Genomic DNA, 22,394 nt, shown 5'->3' on the forward strand with positions numbered 1-22,394 from the left:
CCCTTGTGTAACCACCGGTAACTTCCCGGCAGGCTACTGCGGAGTACGAGAAAGCCCTTGCGCCCGCCGGGAGTTGCGAGGGGCGTGCGCCGTGGGCGCTGTCCGCGCCAGGACAACGTGCCGCTGATGCCCTACCCGCACTTAATGCACCTGGGAGCAGTTATGGCCTCGTCCTCGGACGTCACCTCGTCCGCCGACAACACCCCCGAGAACCCGGTAAGCGGTTCCGTGTCCGCGGGGTCCGCAGAGTCCACAGGGTCCGAAACCGCCGGCGGTCCCGCGAGACGCGGGCGGGTCCGGGCGCGCCGGGCCGCCGTGATGGCGGTACCGGCCACCCTGGTCGCCGGCGCCCTCGCGGTGCTCACCGCCGAGGGCGCGCTGGGCGTGCAGTTCGCGATCTCCGGCATGCCCTTCACCGTCACCGCGACCGAGCTCAACGGCACCGGGTTCGAGCAGTTCGGCGGCCTCGACGAGATGGCGCCGGGCAGCCCCAACGCGGGGGACACCGGCGGCCAGGTGCTGGTCGTCACGTCCGCGATCAAGAACGCGACGCTCACGAAGCTGTGCCAGAGCGTCGATCTCGGTGGCACGAACCTGCTCATCACGGCGGGCAGCGGGGCGGAGAAGGTGTCCGCGAGCGATCTGACCACCGACTCGACCGAGCTGTCGGGTGACGCCGCGTTCAACAACATCGAGATCGGCAACGACGCCAGCACGTTGACCAAGGCCGGGGTGAAGGGGCCGATCGGCGTCTTCAGCCAGCAGGCGGACACCGTGCGCATCGCCAACCTGCGGCAGACCAACTATGCGACGACCGCGGGCGTCTTCAAGCTTCCTGGCCTGAAACTCCGTTTCAGCAGCACGGGTTGCTGATGAGTACGCGTACGGATCCCCGGTCGGCCTTCCGTCGTTGGCGGGCCGGCCGGCCGTTCTGGGGCGGTGTGTTGCTCGCGCTGGGCGGGGCGGAGATATTGCTGACGATGAAGGCGTCCATGAAGGTCGTCCTTCATGTCGGTATGCAGGGGCTGGCCGGGTATCTGCTGCCGGCGCTGATGGTGTTGCTCGGTCTGCTGATCCTTTTCAATCCCGCGCAGCGGCTTTTCTATTCGATCACCGGGGTGTTGGTGGCGCTGGGGACCTGGCTCACGTCGAATCTGGGCGGGTTCTTTGTGGGGCTGCTTCTCGGGGTCGTGGGAAGTTGTCTGGCGTTCGGGTGGCTTCCTGATCAAGAGCCTCGGGTGCAAAAGCGCCGGTGGCGGCGGGAGAAGGGGGTTGCCGCGACGGTCGGCCAGGAGGCCGGGGAGCCCGCCTGAACCGGGTTCCGCCGGAGCGCCATGAGGGCCGGGGGGAGGTTGGCGGCTGCGGGTTGCGTGGGGCTGGTCGCGCGGTTCCCCGCGCCCCTCAGGCGGGGATGCCGGCCGTCTGCTGCCAAGCGACCGTCCAACTTCCCAGTGCTCCCGGCCGGTTGACAGACTGACGCCGGCCCGTCGCCCACGTCCCGGAGGCCTCATGTCCGCCGACCCCGTTGACACCGAGACCGCGCACTCCGCCCGTATCTACGACTACATCCTCGGCGGCAAGGACCACTACCCGGCCGACCGGGAAGCCGGCGATGCCATGGCTCGTGAATGGCCTGCCCTGCCCGTTCACATGCGGGCCAACCGGGACTTCATGAATCGTGCCGTGTGCTATCTCGCCGAAGAGGCGGGGATACGGCAGTTCCTGGACGTCGGTTCCGGGATTCCCACCTCGCCCAACATTCACGAGATCGCCCAGTCGGTCGCGCCCGGGGCACGGGTGGTGTACGTCGACAACGATCCGCTCGTACTCGCGCTGAGCCAGGGGCGGTTGTCCGGTACTGCGCAGGGCAGGACGGCGTACGTAGAGGCCGACATGCGCGAGCCCGCGGCCGTTCTCGACTCCCCGGCGTTCCGGGAGACCCTCGATCTCGGGGAACCGGTCGCGCTGGCCGTCATCGCGATCGTGCACTTCATGCTGGACGAGCACGACGCCGTGGGGATCGTGCGGCGGCTGCTCGAACCGCTGCCGGCGGGCAGCTACCTTGCGATGTCCATCGGCACCGCCGAGTTCGCGCCGGACGAGGTCGGCAGGGTCGCCCGGGAGTACGCGGCCCGGGGCATGCCGATGCGGCTGCGCACCCGCTCCGAGGCCGAGGAGTTCTTCACCGGTCTGGACCTCGTCGAGCCGGGCATCGTCCAGGTCCACAAATGGCGTCCGGACGGCACGGGCACCGAGGCGATCCGGGACGAGGACATCGCGATGTACGGTGCTGTCGCGCGCAAACCGGGTTGAGACCGCGTCGAGGACGTTTGCTAGCGCAACCGGTTGGGGCGGGGCGACCGTCGGCCCGCCCTCCCGCCAGCGGCTCATCACGATGTGGCAGCAACGACTCACACCGTGTGGTTGCACACTTGACTACCGGTGGTCACACGCGATTGGCTCCGCCCCAGCGAGAGTTCACCAGGCCGGGGACCTCCCCGTTCGGGTCCGGCCGCGCTCTCGTTCGTTCCTCCGGCTCGGCCGCACAGCGAGGTGCCGCACCCTCATGAAGACCCCACCCCCCTCCTCCGTTCTCACTCGCGTCGCGGTCGGCACGGCCGCCGCCTGTCTGCTGCTGGCCGGCTGCTCCGCCCTCGGCGCGACCGACGACGCGTCGGACACGGACGCGGCGGGCACCCCCCGACTCAAGGTCGCCCTCATCACCCACGGAGGCGAGGGAGACGCCTTCTGGGAGCTGGTGCAGAAGGGCGCCCAGGCGGCCGCCGCCAAGGACGACATCGACCTGACCTACGCGAGCGACTCCGAGCCCACGGGCCAGGCCCGGTTGATGCGGGACGCGATCCGGCAGAGAGTCGACGGCATCGCGGTGACCCTGGCCAAGCCGACGGCGATGGCCGGTCCGGTCGCCGAGGCGCGGTCGGCGGGCATACCGGTGGTGGGCCTGAACTCCGGTATGGACGAATGGCAGTCCGCGGGTCTCCTCGGCTACTTCGGCGAGGACGAGAGCGTCGCGGGCCGCGCCGTCGGCGACAAGCTGGACGAGCTCAAGGTCAAGCACGCACTGTGCGTCATCCACGAGCGCGGCAACGTCGCCCTGGAGGCCCGCTGTGCGGGTGTGAAGAAGACGTTCCGCGGCGACACCGAGAACCTCTACGTGGACGGCAGCGACATGGACGCGGTGACCGACGCGGTCGCGACGCGGCTCTCCCAGGACCCGAGCATCGACGAAGTCGTCACCAACGGGGCCCAGTTCGCGCTGGCCGCGGTGAAGTCGGCCCAGGAGGCGAACAGCAAGGCCCGCATCGCGACCTTCGATCTCAACAAGGAACTGGCCCAGGCGGTCCAGGACGGCGACGTGCAGTTCGCGGTGGACCAGCAGCCGTATCTCCAGGGCTACCTCGCGGTGGACTCCCTCTGGCTCTACCGGACCAACGGCAACACCCTGGGCGGCGGCGAGGCTCCCGTCCTCACCGGGCCGGCGTTCGTCACCAAGGCCAACGTCGCCTCGGTCGCGGAGTTCGCCGCCAACGGAACCCGCTGACCGGACAGTTCTCCCGACGGTGTCGCCAAAGATTCGGTCACGCGTGACGCGTACGCTCACTAGTGCGGATAGCATCCTGCGCACCCCCTGTGACATGCCGGACACGCCGCCACCCCTGGCGCTCGTCCCCCTTCCGCTTCCGTCTTCTGCTCCCCTGTTCCCCTCCCCAGTCCGCCACCGCCCCCGCTTCCGCTTCCGCGCTGCCCCCCTCCGCCCTCCGCTGATCGCCCTAGGACGACAATGTCTCCACGGACAGGTCCCCGGCGCCGCCTCGGCTCCATCCGTCTCTCGCTGATCCTCCTGGCGCTGGTACCCAGCGTCACGCTCGCCGCCGTCTGGAGCGTGACGACGATCCAGATGTTCTCGGAGGGCCTGCGGCTGCGGTCGCAGACCGGGCTGAGCAAGTCGACCGGGGCCATGGGCACCGATGCCACGCTCGCGTTGCAGCGGGAGCGCAGCTACTCGGCCGTATGGCTGGCCACGCGTCAGGAGGAGGCCCGCACCGCCCTGGACGCGCAGCGCGGCAAGACCGACAAGGCGGTGGCCAAGCTCCTGGCCCAGTCGGAGGAGATCCAGCAGGCGCCCGCCCGGATCAAGGACCGGCTGTACTCGGTCGTCGCGTCCGTGAGCAGCCTGGAGTACTACCGGGGGCAGGTGGACAACCCCACCGACATCCCCGCCGTGCAGGCGCTGGGCCAGTACACGTCGGTCATCGACGACCAGATCCACGCCTTCCAGGAGCTCTCCCAGGTCGACGACGGCGACCTGACCTCGCAGGCCGGTCCGCTCGTCTCGCTGGAGCACGCGGCCGAGCTGATGTCCCGGGAGGACGCGCTGCTGACGCTGGCCTCGCCGTCGAAGAGGATGAGCGAGAAGACCTGGACCGAGTACGCCGAGCTGGTGAACACGCGCCGCTGGCTCGTCCAGGACCAGATCCTCCCCTCGCTCACCGGGAACGCGAAGGCGGAGACCGAGCGGATCCTGGCGAGCCCGCAGTGGCGGACGCTGGAGACCGTCGAGGACCGGGTGCTCGCGGCCCGGGCGGCGGCGGGTGCCGAGGGCGACATCACCGTTCCCGACGCGCAGAAGGAGTGGCGGGCCGCGCTGATCAAGGTCTCCGACGAGTACGAGGTGCTGATCCGGCAGCAGACGACCGCCCTGCTGCAACGCAGTGCCGAGAACGCGCGCGGCCTGCTGATCAAGGCCGCGTCGCTGAGCGCGGGCGGGCTGGTCGCCCTGCTGCTGTGCGTCTGGATGTCCTGGCGGATCACCCGCTCGCTGTCCCGGCGGCTGCGCGGCCTGCGCGAGGCCACCCTGAGCCTCGCGCAGGAGCGGCTGCCCGACGTGGTGGCACGGCTGGACCGTGGCGAGAAGGTCGACGTGGAGCTGGCGACCCCGCCGCTGGACTACGGCCACGACGAACTCGGGCAGGTCGCCAAGGCGTTCAACACCGCCCAGCGCACCGCCGTGCACACCGCCGTCGAACTCGCCGACACCCGGCGCGGCTTCCAGAAGGTCATCCTGGGCATCGCCCGGCAGAGCCAGAACCTGGTCAACCTCCAGCTCACCAAGCTGGACGCGCTGGAGCGCGCGCACCAGGACCCCGAGGTCCTCAAGGGCCTGTACGAACTCGACTCCACCGCCAGCCAGTTGCGCCGCTACGAGGAGAACCTCGTCATCATCAGCGGCGAGCGGCCCGGCCGCAGCTGGAGCGAGCCGGTCGCGCTGATCGACATCCTGCGCAGTGCCGTCGGCGAGGTCGCCGAGTACCAGCGGGTGGAGGTGCACACCGAGGAGGAGGTGCATCTCGCGCCGCCCGCCGTGGCGGACGTCATCCATCTGCTGGCCGAGCTGATCGAGAACGCCACCCTGTACTCCCCCGCGCCCGCGCCGGTCGGGGTGCGGGCCGCGATGGTGGCCAAGGGGCTGGCGGTGGAGGTCGAGGACCGTGGCCTCGGGCTGTCCGAGGAGGACTACGCCTCGTTCAACGCCCAGTTGGCCGAGCCCCCGCAGTTCGACGTGGTGGCGCTCGCCGACGACCTGCGCCTCGGCATGTTCGTGATCGCCCGGCTCGCCCAGCGGCACGGCATCGCCGTCACCCTGCGCTCGTCGCCGTACGGCGGCACGACGGCGATCGTGCTGATCCCGCACGACATCGTGGTGCGGGACGTGCCCGCGCCGGACCGGGACGAGGTGGAGCACGCCGGAGCCGCCGAGCCGGAGGAGCCCGTACGGGAGTCCCGTCCGGTCGTCGCGGCCCGTACCGCGCCCGCCCCGGCCCCCGCACCCCCAGCGCGCCCCGGTGGCCTGACCCCGCTCCCCCGGCGCGTGCCGCAGACCAGCCTGGCCGCCGAACTACGTGAGGAGGCCCCGTCCACCGAAGAGGACGGATGCACCGACGACTTCACCGCCGAACGCGCCGCCTCCTCCCTCGCCTGCTTCCAGCGGGGGACGCTCCAGGCCCGCGACGAGAACGACCACGAGGCTCCGAACGCGCCCAAGGCCGAGGACCAGCGGGTCCCGGCCACTCGGGGGGCGCGTGACGACGGCGACCGAGAGGAGCCGCCCACGGCCGGCTCGGCCCGTTCCGCCCCCAACGCCACGTCCTCCACTCCGCCCGCCGACCGTTCATGAAGGACAACGCCATGACACGCCCCACCCCCGCCACGGACACCCAGCTCGATCAGTTGCTCACCGGACTCGTGGAGCGGGTCGCCGACGTCAACCACGCCGTCGTGCTCTCCGAGGACGGTCTCGTGGTGAGCAAGTCCACCGGGTTCCTGCGCGACGACGCCGAGCGGCTGGCGGCGACGGCGTCCGGGCTGATGAGCCTCAGCAAGGGCGTCAGCCTGGACTTCAGAGGCGGGCCGGTGCGGCAGGCGCTGATCGAGATGGCCAACAGCTATCTGATCCTCACCTCGGCAGGGCCCGGCGCCCATCTCGTCGTCCTCACCAACCAGGGCGCGGACGTCGGTGTGGTGGCGTACCAGATGAACATGCTGGTGAAGAAGATCGGCGAGCATCTGTCGGCGGCACCGCGGGCCCATGTCGGCCCTGGCGCGTGAGGTGGCCGGAGACGATTCGGCGGGCCGGCTGGTACGTCCCTTCACCCTGACCGGCGGCCGCACCCGGCCCAGCCGCACCGACTTCACCCTGATCACCACGGTGACGGCGGTGGATCCGCCGCCGGAGCGGGCGCCGCGTCCGCAGCCGGAGCAGACGCGGATCCTGCGGTACTGCGCCCGGCCGATCGCGGTGGCGGAGCTGGCGGCCCACCTCGACCTTCCGGTGAGCGTGGTCGCCATCATGCTCTGCGATCTGCTGGAGGCGGGTCTGATCACCGTGCACCCGCCGCACCCCGTCACCCCCCGCATCCCGGACCTGGACCTGCTGCAGAAAGTGAGGGACGGCCTTGGTCGGCTCTGACTCCACCCTGGAGGCGGTCGCGCCTCCCGACACGGTCAAGATACTCATCGCCGGCGGCTTCGGCGTCGGCAAGACCACCATGGTCGGGTCGGTCAGCGAGATCGCCCCGCTGCGCACCGAGGAGTCCCTGACCGCCGCGGGGCTGGGCATCGACGACCTCAACGGCATCGAGGAGAAGCGGGCCACCACCGTGGCCCTGGACTTCGGCCGGATCACCATCAGCCGGGAGCTGGTGCTGTATCTGTTCGGTACGCCCGGCCAGCAGCGGTTCTGGTTCATGTGGAACGACCTCGCGATCGGCGCGCTCGGGGCCGTCGTCCTGGTCGACGTCCGCCGGCCGGAGTCCAGCTTCGCTGCGATCGACTTCTTCGAGCGCCGGGGCATCCCCTTCGTCGTCGGCGTCAACGGCTTCTACGGCGCCCATCCCTACCCGGCCGAGGAGATCAGGGAGGCGCTGGCCCTCCCGGAGCACGTACGGGTGTTGCTGTGCGACGCCCGAGAGCGCGAGTCGAGCCGCGACGTACTGATCGCCCTGATCGACCAGTTGATCGCGGACGCCCGGGAAGCGGACTGAGCAGCAGGGGTCGCTTCCCGGTGGCGGGAATCCGCCAAGGGTGACCATGTGATTGACGTGCCCTCAACTCTCTCCTACTTTCTGGTCGATTAACCGAACCTTGTTCGAGATATCGACAAGTGAGCTACAGCGCAAGCCCCCCGCACCCCCCCCTGGAGAGCCGCATGACGCACCCCTCCCGCAGACACTTCCTCGGCATGGCCGCCACCGTCCCGCTCGCCGCGACCGGTGCCCTCACCCTCGGCGCGGGGACCGCCCACGCCGCCGACTCGGCGTACGCGATGGTCTACTTCACCGAGTCCAACACCATGCTGGAGGCGGACTACAACCTCCATCTGGCCGTCAGCACCGACGGTCTGCGGTGGACGCCGCTCAACCAGAACGCGCCCGTGGCCCGCCCCACCCTCGGCGCCGGCGGTCTGCGCGACCCGTTCCTGCTGCGCAAGCAGGACGGCACGTTCGTGGTGCTGGCGACCGACCTGAGCGGTACGGACTGGACCCGCAACAGCGTCTACATCCACGTCTGGGACTCCGCCGACCTGCGCACCTTCACCGGCTACCGGCTGCTGAAGCTGCACGACATGACCACCACGCACAGCTGGGCGCCGGAGGCGTTCTGGGACGCCTCACGCGGCCAGTACGGCATCCTCTACTCGTCGGTGAACAGCAGCGGCCACAACGTCATCATGGTCAGCTACACGACCGACTTCCGTACGACGACCAGCCCCCAGGTCTTCTTCGACCCCGGCTACGACGTCATCGACGGCAACCTCACCATCGGCGTGAACGGCGTCAACTACCTCTACTTCAAGCGCGCGGGCACCCTGGTCGGCGCCCGCTCGACGAGCCTGAACCCCGGCAGCTTCACCCCGTTCAGCACGGCGGTGAACCACGGGGGCACCGAGGCCCCCACGGTGGTCAAGTCCCTGACGAGCAACACGTGGTACCTCTGGGGAGACACGTACACGCCCAACGGCGTCTTCTACGTCTGGCAGACGAGCAATCTGGCCTCCGGCACCTGGTCGGCGCTGGACCAGAAGCTCTACACCCAGCCGCTGAACTCCAAGCACTGCGGCATCCACCCGATCACGTCCGCCGAGTACAGCAACCTGATCGCCAAGTGGGGCGCTCCCGCCTGGAACCGGCTCAAGTCGTACAACTACCCGGCGCGTTACGTCCGGCACAGCGGCTTCGCCGCACGCATAGACGCGTACCCCTTCGACCCGTTCCCCGACTCCCAGTGGAAGCTGGTGCCGGGCCTCGCGGACGCGTCCGGCGTGTCCTTCCAGTCGGTCAACTACCCGACCCGCTACCTGCGGCACTACAACTACGCCCTGCGCCTCGACGAGAACGACGGCACGTCGACGTACGCCGGGGACGCGACCTTCTACCGGACGGCCGGGCTCGCCGACGCCTCCTGGGCGTCGTTCCGCTCGTACAACAACCCGACGCGCTACATCCGGCACGCGGACTACGCCCTGCGCATCGACCCGGTCTCCACGGCCACCGAACGCCAGGACGCCACCTTCCACGTCGGCTACTGAGCGACAGCACAGCGGGGTTGTGACGAGAGACCGTCACAACCCCGCGAGAACTGCCGAGTCCGCCGGAGGTCAGGCCAGACCGGCCGACTTCAGCCAGGTCTTGGCCACGTCCAGCGGGTCCTTGTTCTCCAGCTGCACCTGGGAGTCCAGGTCGAGGAGCGTCTTGGTGTCCAGCTTGGCCGAGACCGCGTTGAGCGCGTCGACGCCCTCCTGGGAGAGGCCGCTCTTGTAGACCAGCGGGGTCACGTTGGCGAAGCCGAAGAGGTTCTTCGGGTCCTTCAGGACGACGAAGCCCTCCTTGGTGATGGTCGGGTCCGTGGTGAAGATGTCCGCGGCCTGCACGGTGTTCTTCGTCAGCGCCGCCTGGGTCAGCGGACCGCCCGCGTCCAGCGCCTTGAAGGACTTGAACTCCAGGCCGTACTCCGACTCCAGGCCCTTCAGGCCCTGCTGGCGGGTCTGGAACTCCGGCGAGCCGCCGATCACCAGGTCCGGGGCGATGTCCTTGAGGTCCGCGAGGCTGGACTCGGCGGTCAGCTTGTACTTCTTCGCCGTCTCGGCGTTGACGCTGACGGAGTCCTTGTCCTCGGCCGGCGAGGACTCCAGCAGCGTCAGCTTGGCGTCCAGCTTGCCCTTCACCGCGGTGTTCACGGCGTCGGCCGACTTCTGCTCCGCCTTCGGGTCGAGGTAGGCGAGCAGTGAGCCGTTGTACTCCGGCAGCACCGTGATGGAGCCGTTCTTCAGCAGGCCGTAGGTCGTCTCGCGGCTGCCGATGTTGGGCTTGTAAGTGACCTTGACGCCCTTGGCCTTGAGGGCCTCGCCGTAGATGTCGGCGAGCAGGATGCTCTCGGCGAAGTTGTTCGAACCGACGACGACGGTGTCGCCGCTCGGCTGGTCCCCGGCGAGAGGGTCGGACTTGTCGTCGGAGGAGGAACATCCCGCCAGCAGCGCCGCCGTGGCGGCGAGCGCGACGGCGGCCGCGCCGGGATGGTTCCTGAGGGACCTGCTGCGTACGGCGGTGAAAGTCACGATTCCCGTTCCGGATTCAGGGGGTTGGGAGAGCTCTTCCACTGATCCAATCCAGCGGGTTCTCGGTCAGTCAAGAGCGGTCAGGTCACCGATTGGCCTCAAAAATCGGAAGGTAGCGGACAGTTGCGCTCTGATGTGCAGGCGGGACGGTTGGGGTGCAGGGGGTCGTAATGGATTCTTGACGTACAGTTCCGGTCACGGTGATCAAGGAGCGGTACCGTCCCCCGCAGAAAGCCGTTTCATACTCGATCAACAACGGTCATGTGCGAGCTTCGCGCGCCGTGTGACGCCCACGAAGGAGGCAGGGTGGCCACTCGTGAAGTGGGCGTGCCCCGTCCGCGTCGTATACGTGGCTTCGCCGACCGTTGGCCCTTCCGGCGCAAGCTCAACCTCCTGGTCGGGGTGCCGCTGACCGTGGTCGTGGCCCTCCTCGCCTACCTCATCGCCGACCAGACCGCGCAGTCGCGCGACGCCGCCGACGCCGCCCGCCTGGTCCGGGAGAGCGTCGAGGTCGCGACCCTCGTCGACCGGCTGGCCGCCGAACACCAGCAGGCGATCCTGCTCTCCGTACGGCACGAGGCCGCCCGGGGCGGTGAGCCGTCGTCCACCGTCTACCGCACGGCGCAGTCCAGCGTGAACGCCCAGATCCAGCGGGTGCGCGAGGCCTTCGGGGAACGGCTGCCGGAGACCGAGGCACAGGCCCTGCGCGGGATCGAGGGCCTGAGCAGCCTGCGCGACACCGTCGAGAAGGGCTATCTGCCCGCCAGCAACATCGACCCCGCCTACACCCACGCCGCGCAGGGGCTGATCGACGGCCTGGCCCTGGACCGCAACCCGGATCTCGCGACCACCTTCACCGGCAACCTGCTCGACTCGCTGCTGCGCGCGGGCGCCGCCCACAGTGCCTTCGAGACCGGCGTCTTCTCCGCGTCGACCGGTGATTCCAACGCACTCATCGAGTTCATCGGCGCGATCGGCGCCTACGACGAGTACACCCACCAGGCCGAGCGCTTCGCCCGGTTCGCCACCGAGGCACAGGCGGACACGCTCGACGGGATCAAGTACACCAGCGCACAGACCGTCATCAGCCGGCAGTACGCCGAGCTGCAGATCGACCCGGGCGCGGTGCAGGCCGGGTCGCCCGCCGAGATCCGCGCGTCGCTCAAGGAGGCGCTCGACTCCTACGGCGCCTACCGCGACCAGGCCAGGACCCGGCTGGCGATCACCACCTCGCTCATCGACCAGATCGCCGACCAGGCCGAGAGCGCCTCGGACCAGGCGGCGTGGCGCGCGCTCCTGCTGCTGGGGGTCGCCCTGTTCGGCTTCGCGCTCTGGCTGGTCCTCGCCATGCTGGTGCGCCGCTCGGTGGTCCGCCCCGTGCAGGCCCTCACGGGGGCCGCGCGGCAGGTCGCCGAGGTCGCCGAGCGCGAGCTGGCCCGGGTGGCCGACGACGACGCCGAGGACGACGGTCCGCCCCGGCTGGGCGCGGTGCCGGTGACGGCACGCGACGAGATCGGCGAACTCGCCGAGACCTTCAACCAGGTGCAGACGATGGCCACCGCGCTGCTGGAGCGGCAGGTGCTCAGCCGGCGCAACGTCGCCGAGATGTTCGGCAACGTGGGCCGCCGGGTCAGCAACCTGACCACCCGCCAGCTCTCCCTGATCGACGCGGTGGAGCGGGGCGAGACGGATCCCGCGCTCCTTGAGCGTCTGTACTCCATCGACCACATCGCGGTCCGCCTGCGCCGCAACGCCGACAGCCTGATGCTGCTCGCCGGCATCCACGAGACGGTCCTCGACTCCGGTCCCAGCGCGCTCACCACCGTCGTACGCGCCGCACTCGGCCAGATCGAGGGCTACCAGCGCGTGGAGCTGCGCGCGCGGACCGAGGCCATGGTGGAGCCGGAGGCCATCGGCGACCTGACGCTGATGGTGGCCGAACTCGTGGAGAACGCGGTGTCGTTCTCGCCGGAGGGCAGCCCGGTCGAGGTGACGGTGGCGAGGTCCGGCAACGACGCGGTGATCGTCGTCTCCGACCACGGCCTGGGCATGACCCCCGAACGCCTCGACGAGGAGAACGCCCGGCTGATCCGCCGCGAACGACTCGACCTCGTACCGACGAAGGTGCTCGGCCTGTTCGTGGTCGGCGCCCTGGCGCGCCGCTGGGAGATCGCGGTCACGCTGTCGCGGACGCCGGGTGGTGGCGTCACGGCCGAGGTGACGGTGCCGACATCGCTGCTGGTGACGGGGAGCACGACGGGATCGACGGCTACGGCGGCCCTGGCGGCGGTCACCACCGACGCGACACCCGCCGACGCGACGCCCGCCGACGCTACGTCCGCCCCCACGCCGTCCGCCGCCGTGACGCCCGCGGTCCTCGCCTCCGGGCCCAGGCCGTCGGCCGCCCTGCCGGGGGAGGCCGTACGGCCGGACAGCGATGCGCACGACAAGGCGGGCGGTGACGGCCTGCGGCCGCTGCCCCGCCGGGTCTCGCACCGTGGGCCGACGGCGACGGAGGAACCGCCGTCCCGGAACGGCGACGCCGTCGCCGAGACCCGCCCCCTTCGTCGCCGCGTGCGCGGCGCGACCTTGCGTACGACCGCCGAGGCATCCGAACGGCAGGCGGCGCTGCGGCAGGAGGCGCGGACGCTCGACGCGGACGCCGTGCGGGCCTCGCTCGACGAGTTCGAGGCCGCCGTGGAACGCGCGCATCACGACATTCGGAACGGCGACACCGGAGAGCACTCCGTCCTCGCCGCGACCCGAGTACCAACCCCCCATGAGCAAGACCAGAACGACCCCCCGGAAGGAGCGGAGCAGTGAGCACGTCGTCGACAGGTGGCACCCCGGCGGGAGGCCCCACGCAGGCCGAACTACAGGCCGCCGCGGCCGACTTCACCTGGCTGCTGAATCGCTTCGCGAAGGAGACGGCCGGTGTCGTCGACGCGATCGCGGTCTCGTCCGACGGCCTGCTCATCGCGGTGTCGGAGCTGCGTGAGCACGCCGATTCCGAACGGCTCGCCGCGATCGTCTCCGGCATCACCAGCCTGGCCGCCGGCGCGTCCGGCAACTACGGCCTCGGCGGCCTCAACAAGGTCATCATCGACCTGGAGGGCGGTCACGTCCTGGTCTCCGCGATCGGCAGCGGCGCCGTGCTCGGCGTGGTCACGGACAAGGAGGCCAAGCTGGGCAACATCGCCTACGAGATGACCGTGTTCGCCAACCGTGCCGGGTCCGCGCTCAGCCCGCAGCTCGTGCTGGAGCTGAAGAACAGCGTCGGCGCCGCGTCGGCCCGCTGACGTCGAGGAGGACGGACAACCTCATGGCGGACGGCACCCCAACGCCGGACCCCGACGGGGCAGAACCCGACGGCTCGGACGCCGACGGGTCGGACGCCGAAGGGTCCGGCGCCGAAGGGCGGCCGGAGCCGGTCGGCCCCGCCTCCGCCGTGCGGCCGTTCCTGGTCACCGCCGGCCGGGTGGCGGCCGACGCCGACGGCCGGTCGATGCCCGTCGAGACCCAGGTGGTGGCCACCACCGAGGGGATCGACTCGCTCGAACGGCTCGCCTTCGAGCAGCACGACATCGTGGCCGTCTGCCGGTTGCCGCAGTCCCTCGCGGAGATCGCGGCCCGGCTGCGGCTGCACCTCAACGTGGTGCGCGTCCTCGCCGAGGATCTGCGCGCCGCGGGGCAGTTGACGGTGCACGTGCCCGACTCCGACGTCGTCCACGACGCATCCGTTCTGCGCAGGGTCATCGCCGGCCTGCGCGCCATCCCCGACTCACGAGGGGTCACTCCGTGACGACGACTGAACCGGCCTCCCCCAGCCTCCGGCCGGGGGGACCCCCAGGCGCACCTGCCGCGCGGGCGGCCACCGTACGACCGCCGCTGCCGGTCAAGATGGTGATCGCGGGCGGCTTCGGCGTGGGCAAGACCACCGCCGTGGGCTCGATCTCCGAGATCGAGCCGCTGACCACCGAGGCCGCCATCACGGAGGTCGCGGCGGGCGTGGACGACCTCACGCACACCCCGCTCAAGACCACGACCACCGTGGCCATGGACTTCGGCTGCCTCACCATCGACCCCACCCTGAAGCTGTATCTGTTCGGCACACCCGGGCAGGAGCGGTTCGGGTTCATGTGGGACGACATCGTCGAGGGCGCGGTCGGCGGGCTCGTCATCGTCGACACCCGGCGCCTCGACGACTGCTACGCCGCCGTCGACTACTTCGAGCACCGGGGCATCCCCTTCGCGGTGGCCGCCAACGCCTTCGACGGCAGGGTCGAGCACACCCTGGAGGAGATCCGCTGGGCCCTCGACGTCACCGACGGCGTCCCGGTCGTCGTCTTCGACGCCCGCGAGCGCGGCTCGGTCCGGGACGCGCTGCTCGTCGTACTGGAACTGGCGCTGGCTCGCACGGAGGGATGACGGCGACCGTGGAATGCCCGCGCACGCATGGCTGTTGGCACCTGCCATGAGCCTCGACGAGCGCACCATCACCAACCCGCCCGCCCTGCACGACCCGACTCCGTTCGGCTACAGCCACGCCGTCTCGGCGCCCGGCGAACTCGTCTTCATCGGCGGCCAGTACGCCTCCGACGGCAACGGCGCGCCCGTACCCGGAGACTTCGCCGCCCAGGTGGAGCTGGCCTTCGACCACCTGCGGTCGGCGCTGGAGGGCGCCGGCCTCGGCTATGAGCACGTGGTCCGCCTCGGTACGTTCATCGTCGACCACGATGCCGCCAAGCTGGAGACCCTCGGCAAGGCGCTGCACGCCCGTTTCGGCGACCGCCTGCCCGCGCAGACCCTGAGCGGCGTCGCCTCGCTCGCGCTGCCCGGGATGCTGTTCGAGGTCGACGCGATCGCCGTACGGCCGTCTCCGACGCGTTAGTGGCGCCTGCGCACCCCCGGCGACACCGCGAGCCGCCCCAGCGCCCAGAACAACCCGAGGGTCGCCAGTGCCATGGCGGCCACCAGGGTGGCGCCGCCGACGACCTTCTCGTAGTTCCTCTGGTAGAGGCCGTCGATGATGTAGCGGCCGAGACCGCCGAAGCTGACGTACGCGGCGATGGTGGCCGTCGAGACGATCTGGATGGCCGCCGAGCGCAGGCCGCTGAGGATCAGCGGGAGCGCGACGGGCAGTTCGACCCGGAACAGGACCGCGGTCTCGGCCATGCCCATGCCGCGGGCGGCGTCCACCGGGGCGGGGTCGACGGAGCGCATCGCCTCGTAGGTGGTGACGAGGATGGGCGGGACGGCAAGCACGACCAGCGGGATCATGACGGGGGCCATGCCCAGGCCCAGCAGGATGAACATCAGCACCATCAGTCCGAAGCTGGGCAGTGCCCGGGCGGAGGTGGCGATGAGGGCGAGCGCGTTACCGCCGCGCCCGGTGTGGCCCGTGACCAGGCCGATCGGCAGTCCGACCGCGGCGGCGATACCGAGGGCCATCAGCGTGTACTCGATGTGCTCGCCGACCCGTGTCGGGATGCCGTCGTAGCCCTGCCAGTGGGCGTTGTCGCTGAAGAAGGAGTTGATGAAGTTCAGGACGTTCACCGGGCGGCCTCCTTCACGGCGAGCGGGCGGGCGTTCCTGCGGGTGGCGCGCGGCATCCAGGGCGTCAGCAGCACACGGAGGCCGATCAGCGCGGCGTCGACGAGGAGGGCGAGGACGGCCGTGCCCACCACGGAGAGCCAGATCAGGCGGGGCTGGTTGTAGATCAGGCCGCTGTTGAGCAGGTTGCCCAGAGCGCCCTCGTTGCCGATCAGCATGCCGACGCTGACGAGGGAGACGCTCGACACGGACGCCACCCGCAGCCCGGCGATGATGGCCGGCGCCGCGATCGGCAACTGCACCTGGACGTAGCGTCGTACGGGCCCGAAGCCCATGGCGGTGGCGGCGGCCAGCGTCTCCTGCGGCACCGACCGCACCCCGTCCACGATCGCCGGGACCAGCACCACCAGGCTGTAGACGGCCAGCGGGATCATCACCGTGAGCTCGCTCAGGCCGGTGTAGTCGATGAGGATGACGAAGAAGGCGAGGGAGGGGATGGCGTACAGCACGGTCGTCACCCACAGCACGGGCGCGTACAGCCAGCGCACCCGCACACACAGCTGTGCGACGGGGAGAGCCACGAGCAGCCCGGCGAGCACCGGGATCAGTGCCTCGCGCAGGTGCAGCCCGACCAGTCCGAAGTAGCTGTTCTGGAGGTCGCTCGGCAGATCGAAGAGTTCGCTCATGGCGCGACCTTCTGGATCTCGCCACCGTCCGCACCGGGCTCCGCGTCCGCACGGCGCTCCGCGTGCGCACCCCGGATGGCCTCGCCGATGACCTGCTGCGAGACCACCCCGGCGGCCCGGCCCTCGGCGTCCACGGCGACGGCCCACCCGGTGGGCGAGAGCACGGCACAGTCGAGCGCGGCACGAAGCGAGTCGGCGCCGGTCACGAACGGGCGCCCGTACGACAGCAGTCGGTCGGTCTTGATCTCCCCGGCGGTGAGCTCCCGCGGCTCGCTCCAGCCGAGGGGCTTGCCGTCGGCATCGGTGACGAGGAGATACGGGGCGCCGGCCGCGCCGGCGGCGGCGATCTGCTCGGCGGTGGCGTCCACGGCGACGATCGGGGAGGCCAGCAGCTCAAGGCCCGCCGACGGGAAGAAGGACAGCCGTCGGATACCGCGGTCGGCGCCGAGGAAGTCCTCCACGAACGCGTCGGCGGGGTGGGACAGCAGCTCGGCGGGCGGGGCGAACTGGGCGAGCTTGCCGCCGGTGCGCATCACGGCGACCATCGTGCCGAGCTTGACGGCCTCGTCGATGTCATGGGTGACGAAGACGATGGTCTTGCCCAACTCCTCCTGGATCCGCAGGAGTTCGTCCTGCAACCCCTTGCGCACCACGGGGTCGACGGCCGAGAACGGCTCGTCCATCAGCAGCACCGGAGGATCCGCCGCGAGCGCCCGCGCCACGCCGACGCGCTGCTGCTGGCCGCCGGACAGCTGGTAGGGGTACCGCTTGGCGAGCGCCCCGTCGAGCCCGACCCGCTCCATCAGCTCCCGTGCCCGTGCCCGGGACTTCTCCTTGCCCCAGCCGAGCATGCGGGGCACGGTGGCGATGTTGTCGAGGATGGTGCGGTGCTGGAAGAGACCGGCGTTCTGGATGACGTATCCCATGGACCGGCGCAGGGTGTTGACCGGCTGCTGCCGGCTGTCCACGCCGTCGAGGAGGATGGTGCCCTCGCTGGGCTCGACCATCCGGTTGATCATCCGCAGCGTGGTCGTCTTCCCGCAGCCCGACGGCCCCACGAGAACGGTGATCGAGCGGTCGGGTATGTCCAGCGACAGTCGGTCGACCGCCACCGTGCCGTCCGGGTACCGCTTGGTGACTGAATCTATCCGTATCAAAACGCCGAATACCCTTCGGGTCTGGCAGATTTCGCCCGCTTTTGACCACGGGCGTCGGGCCGTTGAGAGAGTCTAGACGTGTCGTGTTGCGGGATTGTGTTGCGGGTTTGCGGCCCGTCCGGCTCCGCTCCGCTGTGACCGACCTGTGAGTTCGCTGATTCTCACTCTTCCCTCAGCGCGGGCTCAGGGATCCCCCAGAAGCGGCCCCGATGGTCGCTGCCACGACGACTCTCGCACCGCCCTCCGCACCCGTCCGGAACACCGGCACCCGCCGGTTGTTCACCGGCCCGCCGAGGGACCCCCGTTGGGCCCGCCCCGTTCGCCGGCAACACCTTCTACAACGCGGCCGTCTACAGCGGCACGCAGAGCTGGAAGGCGTTCTTCTTCGGCGCGCTGGACTCCGGAAGCTTCATCACGGTCGACAAACCGCCCTTCGCGCTGTGGGTGATGGGCCTGTCGGCCCGCGCGTTCGGCTACGGCACCTGGCAGTTGATGCTGCCGATGGTCGCCGTGGGCGTCGGCTCGGTGGCGTTGTTGTAGAACCAGAACGGCGCCACCTGGCTGGTCGCGGTGGCCACCGACCAGACCGCCTCCTCGATCATCCTGGAGTCCGGTGAGCCCGTGATCTCCATGGGCAGCTGGTCCGGCACCGACGAGGCGATGACGCTCGCCAGGCTCAAGAGCCTGGTGAGCGCGGGCAAGTTGCACTACATCGTCGTCAGCGACAGCGGCCAGGGAAGCACGAACTCCGAGATCGCGACCTGGGTCGAGAAGAACGGCACGGCTGTGAGCAACTACGAGGGCCTGTACCGCCTGGACGCCTCCGACGTCGGCTGACGACTGCGTGGGCCGGCGGGAGAGGCCCCCTCACCGGCCCGCGTCGGCCGGCCGCGCCCTGTCCACCGCCAACGGGATCGTCACCGTGAACACCGTCGCCCCGGGCTCGCTGGTCAGGTCGATCCGGCCGCCGTGCGCGCGCACCAGGGACTGCGCGACCGCGAGTCCCAGACCGCTGCCGCCCCGGTCGCGGCTGCGGGCCTTGTCGACGCGGTAGAAGCGGTCGAAGACGCGTTCACGGTCGGCGGGCGGGATGCCGGGGCCGGCGTCGGCGATCCGGGCCTGGGCCGCGCCGTTCGCGACCGACACCGCCACGGACACCTGAGTCCCGGCCGGGGTGTGCATGGCCGCGTTGGTGAGGAGGTTGTCCAGGACCTGGCGGATGCGCTGGGGGTCCAGGCGCAGCTTCAGGGAACCGGGGCCGGGGGCCAGCGTCAGGGGGTGGTCGGCGTGGGTGACCCGGAACGCGTCCGCCGCCTGCCCGACCAGGCCCACCAGATCCGCCTCCTGGAGGCGCAGCGGCGTCTCCACCTCCGCGGCGTCCAGGCGGGCGAGCAGCAGCAGGTCGTCGAGCAGGAAGCCCATGCGGGCGGCTTCGGCGCGCAGCCGGGCCAGGTGCTTGTCCCGTTCCTCGGGGGCGTTGGCGGCGGCGTACTGGAAGAGGTCGGCATAGCCCCGTACCGACATCAGAGGCGTACGGAGCTCGTGCGAGGCGTCCGCCACGAAGCGGCGCAGGCGCTGTTCCGCCTCCGCGCGCACCGCGAGGGAGTCGTCGATGTGCTCCAGCATCGTGTTGAACGCGGTGCGCAGCTCCTCGACCTCGGGGCCGCCGCTGCGCTTGTCGTGCCGCACCGGCAGCCGTGCCGAGTCCGTCAGGTCGTGCGAGGTGATGCCGCGGGCGGTGTGCGCCATGTCGCTCAGCGGCTTCAGGCCCCGCCGCAGCATGGCCCGCCCGAAGACGACGAGGGCCAGCAGCGCGAGCCCGAAGGTGACCACCTGGATCGTGATCAGCTGGCCCACGGTGTCATCGATGTCCTCCATGGGCGCGGCGCTGACCAGCACCACTCCGGGCTCGACCTCACAGGCGCGAAGCCGGTACTCGCCCTTGCCGCGGAGGTGCTCGGTGCGCACGAGTTCGGTGTGAGCGGTGGTCTGCGCCCGTGCCAAGGAGGTGAAGTCGTCGACGTCCTCCGGCAGGTCCGCGGGGTCCTCGGGCCTGCGCAGCTCGGGCTTGCCGTCCGCCACGTCGTACACGGCGTAGAACCAGCTGTAGTACTTCTTGCCGGACAGCGTGCCGTAGTCCGCGATGGACTTGGACTGGGCGATCTGGCCCTGCGCCAGCTGGGTGTCGAGCTGGGCCGACAGATAGTCGCGCATGTACGTCGTCAGCGCGGTGCCCACGACGCCGAACACCACGAGCGAGAGCACCCCGAGGCCCAGCGCCAGCCGGGTACCGAGCCGCATCGCACGGTAGGTCCGCCGCAGCCGCCCGATCACTCGGCCGCCTGCCGGATCACGTACCCGAAGCCCCGGACGGTGTGGATCAGCGGGGTGCCGGTGTCCTCCAGCTTGCGGCGCAGCCTGCTGACGACCAGCTCGACGACGTTGGAGCGGCCGCCGAAGCCGTACTCCCACACATGGTCGAGGATCTGCGCCTTGGTCAGCACGGTCGGCGACTTGCGCATCAGATAGCGCAGCACCTCGTACTCGGTCGGCGTGAACGTGAGCAGTTTGTCGCCGCGGCGCACCTCGCGGGTGTCCTCGTCCATCGTCAGGTCGGCCACCCGAAGGACGGAACGCTGGAAGCCGGGTCCCGCGCTGCGCCGCAGCACGGTCCGCAGCCGGGCCATCAGCTCCTCCACCGCGAACGGTTTGACCAGGTAGTCGTCGCCGCCCCGGGTCAGCCCGGCCACCCGGTCGGCGACCCCGTCGCGGGCGGTGAGGAACACCACGGGCACCATCGTCCCGGCGCCGCGCAGCCGGTCCAGGACGCCGAAACCGTCCACGTCGGGCAGCATCAGGTCCAGCACCACGATGTCCGGATGGAACTCGGCGGCCAGCCGCAGCGCCTCCTCGCCGGAGTTCGCGGTGATCGCCTGCCAGCCCTCGTAGCGGGCGACCGTCGCGACGAGATCGGCGATGGGCGGGTCGTCGTCCACGACCAGTAGGCGTACTTTCTCCACCCGTTCATAGTGCGGCACCGGGCGCCGCTCCTCGGGTGCGGGTCGTGCACCGCGACCACATCGATAAACACTTGAAAGATGTACGACAGCTTTTCGACAGCTGCGGCCGGACAAGCTCGGTATCCACAGACGAGATCAAGGAGCTGTCACCCGTGACGACGACCGTCCAATCGCCCCCTGCGCCTCCCACGGCGATACGCCCCAGGGTGGTCGCCCGCACGGGGCTGTACGCCCTGCTGGCCGCGAACGTGGCCGTGGTGCTCTACTTCTTCTTCGCCGCCGGCTTCGCCTCGAACACCCTCATCGTGCTCGGCCGCCTCACCGGCCTGTTCGGCGCCCTGCTCATGGCCTTCCAGCTGCTGCTGGTGGCCCGGCTGCCCTGGCTGGACCGCCGGATCGGCATGGACCGGCTGACCTCCTGGCACCGCTGGACCGGCTTCAGCGTCCTGTGGGCCCTCCTCGCGCACGCCGTGTTCATCACCTTCGGCTACGCCGAGTCGTCCTCCCTGGACCCGGTCAACCAGCTGATCGACCTCGCGGAGACGGTCGAGGGCGTGCTGCGCGCCGTCGTCGCGCTGGGGATCATCATCGTGATCGGCGTGGTGTCGGCCCGGTTCGCGCGCCGCAGGCTGGCGTACGAGACGTGGCACTTCATCCACCTGTACACCTACGTCGCGGTGGTCCTGGCGTTCACGCACCAGGTCGCGGTCGGTACGTCCTTCACCTCCTCCTCGGCCGCCACGGCGTACTGGTACGCGGTGTGGGGCGTCGCCCTCGCCTCGGTGTTCGTCGGCCGGCTGGTCCTGCCGCTGTGGCGTAACTGGCGCCACCAGCTGCGTGTCTCCGCGGTCGTCGCCGAGTCCGACAACGTCGTCTCCGTCTACGTCACCGGCCGCGACCTGGACAAGCTGCCCGCGCGGGCCGGCCAGTTCTTCCTGTGGCGGTTCCTGACGAAGGACCGCTGGTGGCAGGCCAACCCGTTCTCCCTGTCGGCCGCGCCCGACGGCAACCAGCTGCGGCTCACCGCCAAGGCGGCCGGTGCCGGCTCGGCGGGCCTGAGGCACCTCAAGGTCGGCACGCGCGTCTTCGCCGAGGGCCCCTACGGGGCCTTCACCACGATGCACCGCACCCGGCCGGAGGCCGTGCTCATCGCGGGCGGCGTCGGCGTCACCCCCATCCGGGCGCTGCTGGAGGAACTGCACGGCCACGCGGTCGTGATCTACCGGGTCGCCACGGACCGGGACGCGGTCCTGTACGGCGAGCTGGTGGAGCTCGCCCACGCCAAGGGCGCCGAGCTGCACCTGGTGACCGGACCGCCCGTCCCCGACCAGCTGGCCCCGGCGGAGCTGGCGCGGCTGGTGCCGGACATCACCGACCGGGACGTGTTCCTGTGCGGCCCGCCACCCATGATGAACGCGTTGATCGGCAGCCTGCGCGAGCTGGGTGTGCCCAAGCAGCAGGTCCACTTCGAGCGTTTCAGCCTGGCCGGCTGAGAGGGACGGGAAAGACATCGTGAAGCGAGCAATACCTGTCCTGGTCCTGAGCGCCGTGGGCCTGATCCCGGTCTGGCGCTACGAGCCGTCCCTCGGCACCGCCACGGAGGCCGCCACACCGGCCTCGACGCCCTCGGCGTCCTCCTCCGCCGCGTCGGGTTCGGGTTCCGGCACTACGGTCGTCAAGAGCTCGACCGTGCAGACCGAGAAGGGTCCCGTGCAGGTCGAGGTGACCTTCCAGGGCTCCAAGATCACGGCTGTGAAGATGCTCCAGCAGCCGAACCACCCCCAGACCACGGCCGCCGTCCCGAAGCTGATCGCCGAGACACTGGAAGCACAGAGCACGGACATCG

The 22,394-nt window shown here is 70.3% G+C and carries 22 protein-coding genes and 2 pseudogenes; 18 read left to right on the forward strand and 6 right to left on the reverse strand.

Annotated features, from left to right (window positions below; translation table 11 throughout):
• Positions 1 to 162: 162 nt before the first annotated feature.
• From ADK36_RS42700 to ADK36_RS42740, 9 genes are all read left to right on the forward strand, one after another.
• Complete coding sequence (locus ADK36_RS42700) at positions 163 to 873, forward strand: DUF6230 family protein (protein ID WP_048586510.1); 711 nt, start codon at positions 163 to 165, stop codon at positions 871 to 873.
• The gene (locus ADK36_RS42705; protein WP_107086968.1) at positions 873 to 1,313 is read left to right on the forward strand and encodes a DUF6114 domain-containing protein; all 441 of its coding nucleotides are present in this window, start codon (positions 873 to 875) and stop codon (positions 1,311 to 1,313) included. The genes ADK36_RS42700 and ADK36_RS42705 overlap by 1 nt, the downstream gene beginning before the upstream one ends.
• Before the next feature lie 196 nt (positions 1,314 to 1,509).
• Complete coding sequence (locus ADK36_RS42710; protein ID WP_053201456.1) at positions 1,510 to 2,313, forward strand: SAM-dependent methyltransferase; 804 nt, start codon at positions 1,510 to 1,512, stop codon at positions 2,311 to 2,313.
• 253 nt (positions 2,314 to 2,566) lie between these two features.
• Entirely contained in the window at positions 2,567 to 3,562 is a 996-nt protein-coding gene (locus tag ADK36_RS42715; RefSeq protein ID WP_048586513.1) for a substrate-binding domain-containing protein, read from the forward strand.
• A gap of 240 nt (positions 3,563 to 3,802) precedes the next feature.
• Entirely contained in the window at positions 3,803 to 6,196 is a 2,394-nt protein-coding gene (locus ADK36_RS42720) for a sensor histidine kinase (RefSeq protein WP_048586514.1), read from the forward strand.
• Between the two features lie 11 nt (positions 6,197 to 6,207).
• Positions 6,208 to 6,627, forward strand: a complete 420-nt coding sequence (locus tag ADK36_RS42725; RefSeq protein ID WP_048586515.1) for a roadblock/LC7 domain-containing protein — start codon at positions 6,208 to 6,210, stop codon at positions 6,625 to 6,627.
• Positions 6,608 to 6,988: a DUF742 domain-containing protein gene (locus ADK36_RS42730; RefSeq protein ID WP_425315360.1), complete on the forward strand. Its 381-nt coding sequence runs from the start codon at positions 6,608 to 6,610 to the stop codon at positions 6,986 to 6,988. The genes ADK36_RS42725 and ADK36_RS42730 overlap by 20 nt, the downstream gene beginning before the upstream one ends.
• Complete coding sequence (locus ADK36_RS42735; RefSeq protein ID WP_048586516.1) at positions 6,975 to 7,562, forward strand: GTP-binding protein; 588 nt, start codon at positions 6,975 to 6,977, stop codon at positions 7,560 to 7,562. Before ADK36_RS42730 ends, ADK36_RS42735 begins: the two co-directional genes overlap by 14 nt.
• Before the next feature lie 164 nt (positions 7,563 to 7,726).
• Entirely contained in the window at positions 7,727 to 9,106 is a 1,380-nt protein-coding gene (locus tag ADK36_RS42740; protein WP_053201459.1) for a glycoside hydrolase family 43 protein, read from the forward strand.
• Positions 9,107 to 9,175: 69 nt separating this feature from the next.
• Here the strand turns inward: ADK36_RS42740 and ADK36_RS42745 are convergent, their stop codons facing one another.
• The gene (locus tag ADK36_RS42745; protein WP_048586518.1) at positions 9,176 to 10,132 is read right to left on the reverse strand and encodes an ABC transporter substrate-binding protein; all 957 of its coding nucleotides are present in this window, start codon (positions 10,130 to 10,132) and stop codon (positions 9,176 to 9,178) included.
• Positions 10,133 to 10,438: 306 nt separating this feature from the next.
• Here ADK36_RS42745 and ADK36_RS42750 point away from each other — a divergent pair, with 306 nt between their 5' ends.
• The 5 genes and pseudogenes from ADK36_RS42750 to ADK36_RS42770 all read left to right on the forward strand — a co-directional run bounded on the left by ADK36_RS42750 (position 10,439) and on the right by ADK36_RS42770 (position 15,023).
• The gene (locus tag ADK36_RS42750) at positions 10,439 to 12,955 is read left to right on the forward strand and encodes an ATP-binding protein (protein WP_234330085.1); all 2,517 of its coding nucleotides are present in this window, start codon (positions 10,439 to 10,441) and stop codon (positions 12,953 to 12,955) included.
• Positions 12,952 to 13,431 carry a roadblock/LC7 domain-containing protein gene (locus ADK36_RS42755; RefSeq protein ID WP_048586520.1) on the forward strand — a complete coding sequence of 160 codons (480 nt, stop codon included), beginning with the start codon at positions 12,952 to 12,954 and terminating at the stop codon, positions 13,429 to 13,431. Before ADK36_RS42750 ends, ADK36_RS42755 begins: the two co-directional genes overlap by 4 nt.
• 23 nt (positions 13,432 to 13,454) lie before the next feature.
• Positions 13,455 to 13,944 (forward strand): annotated as a pseudogene (locus ADK36_RS42760) (DUF742 domain-containing protein).
• Positions 13,931 to 14,560: a GTP-binding protein gene (locus tag ADK36_RS42765; protein ID WP_048586522.1), complete on the forward strand. Its 630-nt coding sequence runs from the start codon at positions 13,931 to 13,933 to the stop codon at positions 14,558 to 14,560. Before ADK36_RS42760 ends, ADK36_RS42765 begins: the two are co-directional and overlap by 14 nt.
• Positions 14,561 to 14,606: 46 nt before the next feature.
• Positions 14,607 to 15,023, forward strand: a complete 417-nt coding sequence (locus ADK36_RS42770) for a RidA family protein (RefSeq protein WP_048586523.1) — start codon at positions 14,607 to 14,609, stop codon at positions 15,021 to 15,023.
• On the opposite strand, the gene ADK36_RS42775 is transcribed toward ADK36_RS42770, so the two are convergent.
• From ADK36_RS42775 to ADK36_RS42785, 3 genes are read right to left on the reverse strand one after another with little or no spacing between them, the layout of a single operon-like run.
• On the reverse strand, positions 15,020 to 15,688 hold the full coding sequence (locus ADK36_RS42775) for an ABC transporter permease (RefSeq protein ID WP_053201462.1): 669 nt from the start codon (positions 15,686 to 15,688) through the stop codon (positions 15,020 to 15,022). The two genes, ADK36_RS42770 and ADK36_RS42775, sit on opposite strands and share 4 nt — an antisense overlap.
• Complete coding sequence (locus ADK36_RS42780; protein WP_048586525.1) at positions 15,685 to 16,371, reverse strand: ABC transporter permease; 687 nt, start codon at positions 16,369 to 16,371, stop codon at positions 15,685 to 15,687. The genes ADK36_RS42775 and ADK36_RS42780 overlap by 4 nt, the downstream gene beginning before the upstream one ends.
• Positions 16,368 to 17,528, reverse strand: a complete 1,161-nt coding sequence (locus ADK36_RS42785) for an ABC transporter ATP-binding protein (RefSeq protein WP_078916701.1) — start codon at positions 17,526 to 17,528, stop codon at positions 16,368 to 16,370. Before ADK36_RS42785 ends, ADK36_RS42780 begins: the two co-directional genes overlap by 4 nt.
• 209 nt (positions 17,529 to 17,737) lie before the next feature.
• Here ADK36_RS42785 and ADK36_RS50835 point away from each other — a divergent pair.
• Together ADK36_RS50835 and ADK36_RS42790 are read left to right on the forward strand one after the other, a co-directional pair.
• Positions 17,738 to 18,065, forward strand: a pseudogene (locus tag ADK36_RS50835) (hypothetical protein); the annotation flags it as partial.
• 33 nt (positions 18,066 to 18,098) lie between these two features.
• Positions 18,099 to 18,365, forward strand: coding sequence for a hypothetical protein (locus ADK36_RS42790; RefSeq protein WP_234330086.1), 267 nt, complete (start codon positions 18,099 to 18,101; stop codon positions 18,363 to 18,365).
• Between the two features lie 30 nt (positions 18,366 to 18,395).
• Here the strand turns inward: ADK36_RS42790 and ADK36_RS42795 are convergent, their stop codons facing one another.
• Both ADK36_RS42795 and ADK36_RS42800 read right to left on the reverse strand, forming a co-directional pair.
• Complete coding sequence (locus tag ADK36_RS42795; RefSeq protein ID WP_048586527.1) at positions 18,396 to 19,862, reverse strand: sensor histidine kinase; 1,467 nt, start codon at positions 19,860 to 19,862, stop codon at positions 18,396 to 18,398.
• Complete coding sequence (locus ADK36_RS42800) at positions 19,859 to 20,548, reverse strand: response regulator transcription factor (protein ID WP_048586534.1); 690 nt, start codon at positions 20,546 to 20,548, stop codon at positions 19,859 to 19,861. The genes ADK36_RS42795 and ADK36_RS42800 overlap by 4 nt, the downstream gene beginning before the upstream one ends.
• 206 nt (positions 20,549 to 20,754) lie before the next feature.
• On the opposite strand from ADK36_RS42800, the gene ADK36_RS42805 reads away from it, so the two are divergent.
• Both ADK36_RS42805 and ADK36_RS42810 read left to right on the forward strand, forming a co-directional pair.
• Entirely contained in the window at positions 20,755 to 22,041 is a 1,287-nt protein-coding gene (locus ADK36_RS42805; RefSeq protein WP_053201465.1) for a ferredoxin reductase family protein, read from the forward strand.
• A gap of 19 nt (positions 22,042 to 22,060) precedes the next feature.
• Positions 22,061 to 22,394: FMN-binding protein (locus ADK36_RS42810; protein ID WP_048586535.1), on the forward strand; the 334-nt coding region annotated here is incomplete at its 3' end.

This window comes from Streptomyces viridochromogenes, assembly GCF_001270495.1.
GTDB classification, from domain to species: domain Bacteria; phylum Actinomycetota; class Actinomycetes; order Streptomycetales; family Streptomycetaceae; genus Streptomyces; species Streptomyces viridochromogenes_A.